A 14,715-nucleotide genomic window follows, 5' to 3' on the forward strand; every position below is an offset into this window, starting at 1 on the left:
GTGATTAAACATAAAAAAGCCAAATACACTCAAAGCGGTTCAAAGCAACAAACGCTGCTATCCAGTTGGTATTGTCCGGCGCGGCTTGCTTTAGGTAAAGTGATTAGTCTGCTTATCTCTTTGACATTTATTCTTCCCTCCATTTCCTGGGCATTTGAGACCCAGACGTTTATCAACCGCAATGCCATTCAGTTTAAAAACCATTCCATTGCTGTACCGGTATCCAATGGGAAAATTGTCCAATCTTTTCAAGGTGAGAAACAGCTGGTGATTCATATCCAGGATTTGCACTGTCATCACGAAGTGCAAAAAAATATTGCTGAGATCATTGATCACTTTTCAGATAGTTTGAATTTGAAATTGGTTGCGCTCGAAGGTGCAAGCCGGCCTGTCAATGTAACCAAACTCTCCACATTTCCTGATGTTAAAACAAAAAGATTTACCGGTGATCAGTATATGCGCCAGGGGAAAATATCCGGCGCCGAATACTATGCCGCGACCGGACGGTTTCCCGTGGTGCTGGAAGGGATTGAAAATGCCGAACATTACCGGCAGGGGCGTGAGCATGTTCTTTCTTTTCTTTCTGATGAGAGTCAGGGGTATGTCTGGGACATCCGGGATACTCTCCAGCAGTTAAAACCGAAAATTTATAATGAAGCCCTCAGGGCATTTGACCGCAAGCGCTCCGCTTTCCGCGAGGGGAAGCTCTCTTTATTTCAATACTGCCGTTTTCTTTACAAAGATGCCCGCGAAAACCGCTATGATCTGGATTCTTGTCCACAGTTGGCCGGCTATGCCAAGGGGCAGTCCGACGTTTTTTCGCATACAATTGATTCAGACCGGCTTTACCGCGAAATGGACCGCGTGGATGCGGACCTGCGTGAGCTGCGTTATACACATACTGATCAGCGTAATTTGGACCAGCTTTTTCACCGGTTGGATATCATGGAAAAAATGCTTTCCATCTCGGTCTCTACCGGAGAATTTGCCGAGTACCGTTCCCAACCGTATCTTTTTAAGATCAATACATTTCAGAAATTTATTGAGCGGCATGATTCGCAGGGCGATCTTGCTCTGGAACCGGCGGTATATCAGATTGAGGGATATTTAAAAAAAGTTGAGTTGTTTTATGCCAATGCCGATGTACGCAGCCAGGATTTTGTAGAAAATGTTTTAACTAAAATGGACCGTCACAGCACGTCAGCTGCGATTCTGATCACCGGCGGCTATCATACGCAACATATTCTTGATTTGTTAAAGATGCAGAATATTTCTTTTGTTTCGATCAAACCAAAATTGACCCGGGCGGATGTGGTGAATCCTTATTTTAGCTTGCTGCGCAAGCGCCGCACACCGCTGGAAAAATTACTTGCAAAGAATCAGACGATTTTTGCCTTGGAACCTTTCTTTGCACAGTTTGATCAAGCCAACGCTTTGGTGAGTGAGACCAACCTGCCCGAAGATGTTCGTATCGGCTATCGCATGCTGGAACTAAGTCTTAAACTCAATACGATTCATTTCATGCGCCAACAAGGTATTTCGAATCTGGATAATTTACAGGAACAGTATCAAACCCTGCTGGACAAGTATGCAGCGGACAGCCGCACCGTGCAGCCGGATTTTTCGAGAGCGATCCAATCCGGGAAAACGTTTATGGTTCCGGTGAACAATGATTTCTTTGCCGCCATCTATCCGCGCAATCAGGCGCGGATGCTCGGCGGTACTGTGCTCCAGAGTTTTCTTTTACAAAATTTTGAAATAGGTTTTTTTGATCAAAGCGAGTGGACACGTATGGCAGGGATGCTTCAAAAGCGTGGTCCGGTGGCAACTGTGGGAGGGTTGGTCCGGGCCCAATTGGTTCAGGCATTGTTGCCCGGGGGCGCTGTGATTATGAACGGTGCACTGATTTTGACCGCACGTCCGGCCGGTGCGCTTGTTTTGCAAGTGGGTTTGGGACGGCAGTTGCGTACGCGCTGGCGGAATTCGGGCAGTGCATTGAAAAAGGCGGTTGTCAATCTGAACGCGCGTATTCGTACGATTGATTTGAATACAATGATTGCGGATCTGCAATTGCGCCGTGCCTGGATGGTGCCATTGGGATTCGGTATGGTGGTGATCGGAGTTGCTCTGGGCTGGGGTGCGGAGGCTTATTTCCGCATCAATGTGCTGACCCACATTTTTCAGGGAACCGGCACATTCGCCATGGCAGCCGGTATGTTCGGCATGATTAAAACGCCGAAATGGAATTTGGATAATACGGGCCGGGTCCAGGTTATGGAGCACCACCACTATATTCTTGATGTTTTGCGTGGGATCGCCAAACGCGGTCCGCCCGCTTTGGTGGTTAATTTTGACGCCCATCGCGATGCCGACGGTGCCGCACCCGAAGGCCGGTGGATCAATGACGCAAAAAAAGAAAATATTGTCGATAAGGTCGCGACATGCCCTTTGCGGCCCCGGCATTGGTCTTTGCAAAAGGATGTTATCAGCCAGGTGCTGATGCAGGCAAAAAAACAGGGCAGGCCCGTTGTGCTCTCCTTTTGTCTCGATTATTTCTCCTTGGGAAACAGATATCCCATGGGGGATCAAAATCCCTACCATCTTTCTCCCAACCAAGTCCGCGAGGAAATTTTGGAAATTTTGCAGTTTTTTCAAAAAAACGGCATTACACCGGAACAATTGGTTATCGCCCGTTCGCGGGATTATTTAAATGCTCAAGCTGATGAAGCGTATATTGCCATGTTGGAACAAAATTTGCGTAAACATCTGGCGCAGGCAATGCCGGCACCTGCGGAAGATGTTGATCGGGCTGATTCGGCAATTATGCGGAGTATTCGCGCGATGACCATGGCTGCCGGGCACAAGGGGCTGTGGTACCGGTTTAAAAAAATGCAGGACAAAAAAGCCAAAACGGAATTGATTAAAATTTATCAGGTACGCATTCGGAAAAACGCAATTGTCTGGAAGGCGCGAAGGAAAATCACGCTTACTGAAGCCAACCGCGACAAGTTAACGAATGAAAAATTTATTGCTGTGGGCATGCAGGCCCTGACGGCATTTATCAATGCATTTGATCCCTGGCAGGAGACGAATTTTTTCCCGGCATTGGATGAAGCGGTGCGAAAAGCCCTGGAAAAATACATTGCCGAGTTTGAAGGTGCAGGTCGTTCTACAGTTGCGGACAGCCGGGATGTTTTGGCAGTTGAACCGTTACGGCCGTCTCAGGGACTGAAAATTTATGACAGTTTGAAAAAAACGGGAGATGTGAAATTAATCGGCGGGCACAAGAATTTATGGCTGCGTTACAAAGGAAAGGGCGATGTGGCGGCCCGTGATTTACTGGCGGAAAAATATCAATACCGTGTCAATCGCCTGGCAGACAACTGGTTGACCTGGCTGGATACGCAAGCTGCCAAGACCGAAGGATTGATCAGCCATGAAGAACTCATCCAGGTAGGTCAATTGGCCTTATTGGAAGCGCTTGAGAGTGTGGATCCGCTCAAGGTAGTGAATGCCTATGAAAAGATGGATACAATGATTTACCGGGCCATTGAAAGTTATTTGGAACAGTATACAAAACTGGATATTCAATTTTGGGGCGCCGTCAGTACACCTGAGCATGATATTTTACAAAGTGAAAAAGGGAGGCAGATCCAATCAGTACTGGATAAATATCTCGATGCGCGCGAGCAGGAGATGTTGGCCATGTATCTCATAGATGGGATGACCATGGAACAGATCGGCGACGCCTATGGGATGAAAAGCGGCCGCAGCCGGCCGCATCAAATTATTACGAAAGCTTTGCGAAATTACGGCGGGAGGATTCGCAAGGAACTTAATACCATAGGAATCGATCTGGATGCCTTGTTGCGCGGGCCGGTTACAGGCGGTATCATGCCCTGGTTGAAAACCGGGCTGGTTCGTCTTGGGTTGCGGCCGCAGACGTATGATCGCTGGGTGGCAGGTGGTTTGGAAAACGGCTTGGCAATGCTGGGAGGATATGCGCTGGCACCTTTGGCGATTTTTGCCGCAGCCGGTTTGGGATTGGATGCAAATGTACTGACAACCGCGCACGCGGGCTGGGTGGTGTTTTTCGGTCTGCATTTTGTACAAATGCTTGCCGGTCTGACGTATAAATTCCGGGGGTTGACTATACCGGAAAGTTTACGCGCTCCTCATTGGTCAACCGGCGTTTTGGCCGGTTTGATGGCTTTGCTTGGGATTTCGTTTGGGTTTTCTCCACTGACCTGGCAGGGGTTGTTGGTTCATTATGGCATTAACTGGACCGCGGCGGTTATTCAAAGCGGTGTGGCGGATCGATTCCTGGCATGGGCGGGGATGGATAGTCATGCCGCGTTGCGGCGTGAAATTCAACAGCGGTTTCAATTGGTGTTTTCAGACAAGCAGCGTTTATCCCGCACGGTGCTGCAGGCCTTTGCACGGGGGGTAACATCCGGCAGTCTTAGTCTGACACATATCAGCCGCAAATTCACTTATGACCTGACAGTTCATCGTAATCCGGATACATACACCCGGGAGGAAGTGGAACAATTTACCTTTAAAGGGGCACTTTTTGATTATATGGATACCTGGCCCAATCGGCTGCGCCGTTCGGATATCTTGGTGGGTGATATGCTGGATCAGATTGCGAAGAATAATCCCGGCCGCCGGCTGCGTTTCCTGGAAGTGGGCGTGGGTATGGTGCCGGTGACTTTGAAGCAGACGTATAAAAATTTAAAAAAACGCATGGATGTTTCCGGACATGAGATTGATCTGATCGGTGTTGATCGGGCGGAACCAGGTGCTGTTGTCATGCTGGAGGACTGGGATTTAATTGGTATTTTTGACAAACAAGGCGAATTGCTTTCCTTGATGCGGATGGATGATACGGTCCCGATAGACCAACTGGTCGGAAATATGGGGAGGGTCTTGGGACGGCTCCGCGAAAAACGGCAGCGCTTGATAGATCAAGCCGGGCAGGCAGGCCGCACACAACATGAGTATTATACCAGGGAGGGAAGTGAATTCCTCAACCCCTGGGAAGAGATTGCGCGTGATTTTGAAAATATGACTATGCTTCGCGCCGATGCCCGTCACCTGGTATTGCCGGAACCGGTGGATGTCATCCGCGCCCCCAACATTCAGATTCACTTTTCGCCCCAAGACTGGGAACAGGTGCGCCTGCAGATGACCTCCAATTTGCGCGAGGATGGATTTTTTCTCGAACTTTCCAACAATGTTGCCGGGGACATGGATATGTATGCGGTTTATCAGAAACGCAACAACCAGCTTGTCCAGTTGACACCGGTTGAAGTTTACAGAGCGGGATTGCTGCAAGGAACTGCTTTGCAATCGGTTTCTATGGCGGTCTATGATCGGATGATTGCGGCACAACCCGGGGTCTTGAATGTGATACGGCATCTTGCCGAGGCATATGGGGCGGGTTTTACGGAATGCTTTATCCTCGGACAATGGGGACGTGCTGATTTGGGTGCGATCCACGCCGATGCAGCGATTGAGATCGGCATTGCCAACCGTTCCCTGCCCAGTGCTGAAGTACTGGCGCGATGGAAAGAACAATTTAATATTAGTGTTAAACGGATTGATGATCCGGTTGCTGCCAACCGCCGGGGAATTTCCATTCCGGTAGCCTACTTTTCCGTGCGCGGTGGATCGTTTATTGGCCCATTAATTTTGAAATACCATCAATTGTTGAAAAAACGCAATCAAGCGCAACAGGTTCTTTTTACGCCCGCCACCGGTTTGCAACAGACAGTACGCGCGGTTGAGGGAAAATCTGTTCGACCTATTGATACCGGCGGCGCGCTGGGGAAATTTGAATTCAAGGAAATATCCGTCATCACGCCTGAGTCGGTTACGATTTCCCGGGCGGAGCGCGACATGCTCTTGGGAAAAGAGAGCGCCGATGAGACCGTGATCAGTGTGCTGGCATCTCCTCGAATCAGGATTGTGGCCTATCCCATTGATGCGCAAGGCAAGGTTAACCGCAATGAGGAACTGGAATTCCATGTTACGTTGCGCGAATTAAACCAAACACAGATTTCAAAAGTCGAGCAGTCGCTGCGAAGATTCCGTCATATCAGGGACACCAAGATCGGCTGGTACGGGCGGGACCGCCGGGCACTGAATGCCATGAGTACACAGGCGGAAACATTACTCCAGGCTAGTGGGGATGCGGTCAACCTTACCTCCGGCTTGAATGGATTTTATATTATCAGCCATGTGGAAGTAAAACGCGGGCCGCCGGATGCCGTGTTTAACGGCATGGCAACTGCACAGGCGGTTTTGCTGGATGCAAAACTGTTTGACACGTTGAAGGTTTTTGACGCTGCTTTGATTCATGAACTGGGCGAGTCTCTTGGTTACAAGCATACCTTCTTACGCGGTCTGGGCCACAAGGCGAGGATTGCCAAAGGCCGCCTGCTCAAACCCAAAGAAAAAGGGTTCGTGGGCCGCATCTTGGGGAACTGGACACAAAACCGGCTTACTCAATGGCTAGCTGTTAACCGGCCGCAATCCAAAGCTGCCGGCTTGACAACACCGCTGCTGTCGCAAGGCGAGCTTGATGCGCTGAATCAGATGCTGCAGTCGGAAAAAGCGGACACGGGATTGGATGTCCTGGAAAGTATGACAGAAGACCTGCGGCTTTATCCCAAGGAACTTTATCATAAACGTGAATTAGGAGCGCATCTCGATGCGTTTGACAAAGTGCATTATGAATTTGTGGAGACTGATTCCCAAATGAAAGAGGGCTACTGGCGTTTCAAAGATTCCCGCGCGGTCGGGGTTGGTCAGGTTGAACTCGTTCTCGGAAGTTGGCAGGATGTTCAAAAAAAATCACCGGTCAATCATCAGAAAATGGATGTACATGTTGTCGAACGATTCAAACATCCCGATGGTTCGATAGTGAGCTGTTATTATTTTGATGATCACGCTTTTTCAGTTCCCTATGCAATGGAAGCGGTTGCCAGAGGGGAAATGCCCCGTAACGGTAACACGCAGTTGTTTCTTGATGAGCATTATGATTTTATGGATATACTGACAGCATCGGGATTTCCGGATGAACAAAAATTTTTCCGAGCGTCCAGGACGCTAAGAGAATGGTTTGCGGGAATCAAAAAATATATTTTCATGAATAATTTGAATTGGATTTTAGGTTCTGCGGGATTTTTAAAACGTCATATTTGGATTTTTGATTCCGAATCCCGCTATTTTATCGAGCAAAACGAACCGGATGATGTTGTTGCCATGGAAAAACAAGTGAATGATCACCGTGTTGAGTATATTGCAACCGGTTTCCTGAAGTATTTCCAGATGAAAAACCGTCCCAAAAATGAAAAGGTATTATTCAACATTGATACCGATGTGGTGGGTGACCGTTTAGGTGTTGGAGATGTTCGCCAGTCGGCCCTGATTGGCAGAGGCCAGGCATTGCGTTTGCTGGCGGAATTTTTATTCCGAGTTGCCAAAAACGATGGTGTCACGCCGCTGTCATTCCAAGCCAACACAACAGCGGATCTGAAAACCTATGGCGATGTGGCGATTGTGCGATTCCTGGCAAGGATTGCGCCGGTAATTCTCCTGGGGACAGGTAAACTGACTGCCGAACAGTTTGCGCAGATTCTTGAGAATTCCATACAAACGCATAAAGCATCAGTGCAAATTAATCCTAAGAGGTCTGATGAATTTGTCGGTGCCATCGGCAAACTGGATATCCGTGAGGTCCGGGTGATTGCCAAAGACAAGCTGCGCATCTCGGGTCATCCGCTGGATGCCAAGGGCAAACCGATAACAGATGAGACGGTTGAATTCGAGGTCTCGGTCCGTGCTTTAACAGCACCGGAAAGATCGCTGGTCGATGCAGCCCGGGATCGTATTAAAAAAATTAATACTGAGAAAAAAGATTGGCATCAAAACGACCAGGATGTGCTGGATGCCTGTCTGCGTCAGGCTGGAAAAATGGATCGCCTGACCCGGCATGAAATAAATCTTTTGCAGCGAATCCAGGGGGTCTATGTAATTACTGAGGCGAAGGTGATTCGCGGTTCACCGGATGCGGTTTTTGCGGGGATGGGTTTTTCAGAAGCTGTGTTACTGGATGAGAGTTTATTCCGTGACGGCAATGAACAGGCGTTTAGCGCTGCCTATCTGCATGAATTGGGCGAAGCACTGGAGTTATCGCGGGTAACGCATGTTTTTTTACGCGGTTTGGGTAAAAAGCAGCGGGTCGCACGGCGGCGGGCATTGAACTGGGCTGAGCTGGGCTTTGTTGCCCGCGTTTTAGGAAATGAATTCCAGGCGAAGCTGACCTCGTTATTAGAAATACAGAAACGGCACAAAAGTGTTCTTTGGGAAGCTGAGTTGGCGCGCCAGGAAGCCATGCGGGAAGCATATCCTGCGGGCTGGGAATCTGAATATGCGTCTGAGCTTGCAGCGATTGAGGCAGAAGCGGACGCAGCGTATCAGGAAGTCAAGGGGGAGCGGCCTCGACAAAATCGCGTGATGGACCCGCAGGTTCGGCGTGAAAGGTATCTCAATCAAATTCCCGACGGTTTTGATCCGACAGCCAAGGTGCAAATCAAGGGCATGGTCATGGACATTGATCTGACCATCACACCTGGATCGAAGTTGCCGATTGCCGCCAAGGCCTTGCAACAGATAAAGCGGGCGCTTAAGGCCGGAGTGCCGGTATTGCTCAACAGCGGGAGCCCGGGCCGGGTGGCGCAGACCGGAAAACTTTATACCAATCTTCGCGGGGAGTTTGAAACAGAGACGATATTGCATGAAGAACAGGCACTGGAAGTACGCATTATCAAACAAATTGTTGATGAGATGAAACGCACACAGGATCAGCGTTATCTGGTTAATCTTGAGATACAGGGTGACAGCGGAAAAGAACATTTTAATTTTAACCGGCGGGGTGAAGCAATTTTCCGTAAAACGGAAGCGGCTGAAGCGACACCGGTTGAACAGATTACCCTTGGGCGTGCCCTTGCTATTGCTTATTTGCAGGTGTTGGCAAGGCAGGGTCATGATTTTTCGAAACCGATTGAAGCACTGGGAGCGAGCGATAATTTTGTTGAGATGCGCTCGATTTTTGAATCAGCGGTGCAAGGTAAGACCAGTGCGTTTTTCCTTCGTTATAATAGTGAAATTAATATTTCCTCCCATGATTTTATTGTGGACGGCCGCGATGTCTTAAAAACTGCACAACGAAATTTAAAAGAGCAGGGGTATGTCCTGGATACTGAAAAATTTAGAGCTTCTGCCGGACGTGATTATCTTAAATACAGCTGTATTCGCAAGATTGATTCGGTCCGGCAATGGGCCGGACGCAACTCGCGTGAGGGCGTTTTGCTGGCGATGGGTGATTCGCGTACCGATGATTTTCTTTTTGAAGCAGTTCCCGGTGAAATTGTTTTTCCGGTTTTTTTAAGTCATGCAGCGGTGATTGCCGACAAACCCGGTGTTATAGTGGCGCGCCGTGAAAGCGGGTATTCCAATGTGGGGCATGTGGCTTCTGCCTTGGCCATGCAAAATTTTCTGGATGCACAGGAAGCCGGCGCGACATACAGCGAGCTTCGATTCCTGGATAACCGCTACTCGGTGATGGCGATGTTTGGGGAATTAATTTTTACGACCGGAGATATTACCGCCATTCGCAGCAAACCGGCGGTAACAAAAGCGGTTGTTGCTGAAGTTATTGAAGAACAGACGCAGGATACCGGTCAAAACCGGGATTTGAAAAAATTAAAAGGGAGCGGCGGTTTTGCTCTGAAGGGTCGGAAAAACGAGATTTTGCATCTGGCCAAGGGTACCTTTGAGACGCTGGCTGCTGAAAATTTACCGCGTGTCGCAGCGCAATCAATTCTCACGGAAGCCCGGTTGGATGAGGCTGACATGATTCCGGTCAGCCGGCAGTTCGTGACACTCTCACCAGCTGTGGTGCGGGATATCCGGCAACGGTTGCGCAAGGTCCGTGAACGGATTTTGGACGAAAAAAGTTTTAGTGAGGCGGAGTTTGATCTGGATGTTTTTATTACCCGGGCATCCTTTGTTTCAGCCAGTATGTTTAAGTCGCCCACGCGGCAGCGGCATCAGCTCTATTTGGATTGGCGTATCCTGCAAAACGAAGATTGGTTGTATATGTCGGTTAAGCGGGAACTTACCAAACTTCGCCTGCAAAGCCTTTTGCCCGACAGCGAGCCGGGTTTGGTTGAGTTGGCCGCCCTGGTATTTGTTAATCTTCGGGAATTTATTAAATTGAAAAATTGGAACCGCCGGCGGGCCGAGCAGTTGGCGGCGGAATGCCGGCGTACGACCGCAGAGCAGGCGGGCTTGACTCCGCTGTATCAGAGTATTTTAGCGGACAATAATTTAACTGATGAGTATGCCTTGCTTCCGGAAGTGATGACGTTTATGGCGGGGCGGAACATCTATACTGCAGAAGCAAGCAATCAGTTTCGCCGGGAAATTTGGCAACCGGGAACCAAGTTGCGGGACAAACTGATGAGTCTGCGGATGAATTCGCTGGACCGTTTTCTGGAGGATTCGCGGCTGATTATTGGCGAGACAGAGATGATTTCTTTAACTGAATTGCAGGCTGAAAAGGATCTTGCTCCGGTTCTACAACGTTTTTTGCCGTTTGCTGAGGATGTTTGGGTAAAACAAATTGGAGAAAATTATTTTATACGCGTCCGTTTGGAGGATGAACCCGGTCGCACGGAATTTGCTTATCTCTATTTTGGAGATAAGGATGATCCGAAAAAAGTATTGAGCGAAAGAGGCACTTTGGCCGGGTTGCGTTTCAATGAGTGGGTCAGGACGGCCAGGTCTCATTTTACTGATCCCTATGAAGGTTATGGTGTGGCGCGTGAAGAGAACTGGCAGCGTCTCCTTGATCTGCCGATTACGAAGTTGATCCAGAAATTAAATGATTATAACCTTCAGCATGGCAAGCGTGATATTACAAAATCACTACGGCGTCTGTTCCGCCGTTTGTTCGGCAATCTGGGTTTGAATGAAAACCGGTTAAGTGCACAAACCTGGAGATCCTTAACAAATAAATTGAGACGCAAGTCTAAACCAAGCGAATATAATATATTGTTAAATAAGTATCTGCTTTATTATTTAAACATGCTTTATCCGAAGCAGTTCCTGGGAAAGATCAATGTCCGGGACAAGGCAGTGGAGTTTCTCCCGCTCTGGGTTATTAATCAGAATCCGGCTATGAAGCCTGCCGCCTTAGACTGGATGTTTAAGCTTCGGTCGCCGGCGCCTCCCGGGTATTACTATCAAACCAATAAAGTCGATCTGCGCACAGTACTGGATCGTTTGGGTGCCAAGCATTTGCGGGAAGCAGAACAGTCTGCAGCCCAAATCACCGGAATTCAATTAGAGCTTCCTTTCACCGAGCGGGACGCGGCCGGCTTCAAGGTCGCTCCCAAAAAACCCAAACGCCCTATTTTCAATCTTGGCCTGGCCGGCGTTTTGAGCGGGCTGGTGCTGGACTTGATTTTTATGGCCTCGGGGGTGACTAATAACCTTGGTTTCGGCATCGGGCTCTCGTTCTTCCTGTTCGGGTATTTTGCTTATCGCTTACCGGACGTTTGGGGCTATTTGACAAAAGCGGACCGTGCCTACGAACTCCGCGACCTGCGCGAGGATCTGAAAAAACTCCAGGGCGTGCGCCTCAAGGTGCCGGTGCCTGCGGACTGGCTGCCGTGGATCAACGGCCACACCGAGACCGTTCCCGGGGACCTGCAAAAAATTCAAATTAAATCTCTGAAAATATCGCCCTGGCGCTTGCTGTTCCTGTTTGGTGTCAGTTCCTATTTCAACCCCGGAACTAAAACACTGGCGTTCCACCAAAACCTCAGGGCTTTGCCCCAAAGCCGCCGTTTGCGCGTGGTGGCGCATGAAATTACGCATTATCTGACCGATCAACAAGCGCAGGCCGAACAGAGATGGTGGCAACGCATCTCGGTTCTTGTTTGGGTCGTGGCGGAGTGGAAGTCCCTGGGCGCGGAGATGCAGCAAGCACGTGGGTCAAGGCGGGAACAACAGGCTGCCAGGACAGCAGCGCGTCTCCTCCAACAGAAGCAAAAAGCAAGTGCGACGGATCAGATGGAAAAAACCGGTCAGTTGGCCGCCCGGTCTGCGCAGGCTGAGTACTTCCCGGCTTGGAAATTTGCAACCCTAAGTTTGATGGTCTGGAGTACCTTAAATTTGCTGGGAGTGATTGCGTTTGCCCCCGGGGATGAAAACGCGCTGGGATTAATTTTTGGCGGTTTTTGGCAGAAGTTGGATTTGAAGGGTAAGCCCCGGCAGCCTGAAGTTGCGTCTGAGCGAAATACTTTGTACGTTAAGCAAGGATCGCGATGGGTTTATAAAGAAATGTTGGGCAAGAAAAAAAGAATAAATATAGATGAAGATTTTAAAAATGCGGGAAACGTTCTTGTCAAAAATGTTTATACCGATGCAGGAGGTGGGTTATCATTTGGCGGGAAAAAATTTTGGCGGACGTACGGTGTTGTGAAGAATAAAAAAGATATTACACTGGAATTTTCGGCGGGAGAATTGATTCGTGTCTGGTCTGGAGATCCATATCCTGAACATGAAATCAATAAACGAGACAGGGCTGTTTCTTTGGTTTGGGTTAAAAGCATGGGTGATTTTTTAGAACAGGATGTTTCCTTTTTAGGTCTGCGTGTGCAAGAGGTTGACCAAAAGAAATTGGCTAAGGCGATTCTTGAGAAAGTCCAGAGCGGGCTTGAAGTTGGAGACCGAGAAAAATTTATTGAAAAAGCTGCTGTTCTTGATCTGACCAATGATTCTGAATTGATTCGTCTGATTTTGGAAGTCATTGGCGGAAAAAAAGAGTTGTTGTCAACCTTGATTGAACGATTCCAAGAAAAAATATCTATGGTGCGGATTTTAGCGGATATGGATAAATTGTTGGCAATGTATAGCTTGCGAAAAAAATATAATAAGCCGATTGATTTTTTTGTTATTTTGGCAAGTCTGCAAAGACGCGGCAATTGGAATGAAAACCTGAAGCTTTTGGATGAATACCTTCCCACTGGCACTCAGGTGTTCCTGACTGCAGTAGTTCGTTATAAAAAAGATCCCAAACTGATCCGTGAAATGATTGAAATGCTTCGTGTTGAAAATATTAATGATAAAAATATTACCGTGATACTTAAAAATGTTGATTCAATGGAAAAAATATCCCGCTGTCTGGAATTGGTAAGGCCGGTTGGAAAAACACAGCAAAGTGTCCTGGTTCGGTTTTTGATGAAAAAAGGAACCTTGGACGATTTAATGTATGTTTTTGAAATTTGGCGCGCGAAAATTCGGCCGGTTGACTTAGGAACACTAAATGACATTATTCAAAATTATTTATCGGCAAGTGTGAAAAAAGAACTTATAGCGGAAGTTCGATCACTTCATGCTTTTCAAGCCGGTCTGCCGGACTTGACAGATGCTGCGGTTCGGTCTCAGCGTTCTTATTTGGCATTCAGAAGCCGGGTTCGCAAATTACGTTTCGATGAAATTGATCTGCTGATCCGGACAGTAGCACCGGAAAAGGCTTTGGAAACGGCCGGTTTTATCAAAGCAAGGAATCGCGCCGACCTTCAATTGTTGGGAGTGTATCTTGGGAAATATTCAAACTGTCGTTCTTACAAGCAGGTACGTGTTCTTGCCGGTGAACTCGACTACAAGGTTTTTTGGGAGGATATGGGGAAACTTTTGTACAGTTTGGATGCGGAGGTGTGCAGTAAGACACGGAACTTGATCACTAAACTTTATTTCACCCGATTAGCATATTTTGAGAAGCGTGGTTCAGCGGAATATGATGCTGCCATTGACAGCCTCATGCAGGCGCTCCGGAATTATGATGTTTATTATGGTTTTTTAAACGGTTGGAAGAAAGTGATTGTTTTTCCGCAATATGTGAAAAGTTATTTCAATCTGACGGGCGTCAAGGCTAAATACAGCGATGTACCTCGGCCTTTGTGGGCAATTATGATTGAAGCCAATAAAAATATTGGCCGCGCTATCCGCTTGGGTCAGGATATGGATAATGAAATATTGACCCGGGCGTTGCAGGAAAAAAAATATTCAGCGGCAAAAATTGCGCAATATTTTGAATATGTGGTTGACTATCGAAGTCAAGTGCGGACCGATAGTGAGGTTGTTTATCAAAATAAAAGAGTTGATATTTATGAGACAATCGGAACCATTCCCGAAGAATTTAAGGACGAGTTTCCGGACTGGGAAAGGGAGCGTTTTAATGGTGATTCCGTCTGGCAGGAAGCCGGCGCTATTGGTAAAATCAAACCGCATCAAATTGATGTGGTGGATAAAGATACAATCAATATTAAAGGCGTTGCTATAAATGAACAAGGTCTGCCGGATCAAAATCAACCAATTGAATTAAATGTAAAACTGCGTTGGTTTTCCGATATTGAATTAAAAAAAACGGTTGATGTCCGCGATTTGATTTTACAGGTTCAACAATTAAAAAAACACAAACTCAGCAAAAAAGATCAGCAATTAATGGAAGCAGTTTTAAATGTATTAGATAAACATCTAAGTATTCATCGTAGTGGTTCGATGGATTTACTAAAATCGTTTGATGGATTATTTATCATCGAAAGGGTGGATGTTGTTCAAGGACCTAAGGATATG

Annotated in this window: 1 protein-coding gene (only partly in view); it reads left to right on the top strand. The window is 47.7% G+C overall.

All coding sequences use genetic code 11. The annotated features are described in order from the left end of the window. Nucleotides 1-14,715, top strand: partial view of a rhomboid family intramembrane serine protease gene (locus K8S19_02230; GenBank protein MCD4812502.1) — the 5' portion only. The gene runs 13,065 nt beyond the window's last position; 14,715 of the gene's 27,780 nt are visible here — the first part of the coding sequence; it begins with the start codon at nt 1-3; its stop codon lies beyond the right edge, outside the window.

The sequence above is a fragment of the bacterium genome (assembly GCA_021108215.1).
Classification (GTDB): domain Bacteria; phylum Oederibacteriota; class JAAXVQ01; order JAAXVQ01; family JAUVAV01; genus JAIORK01.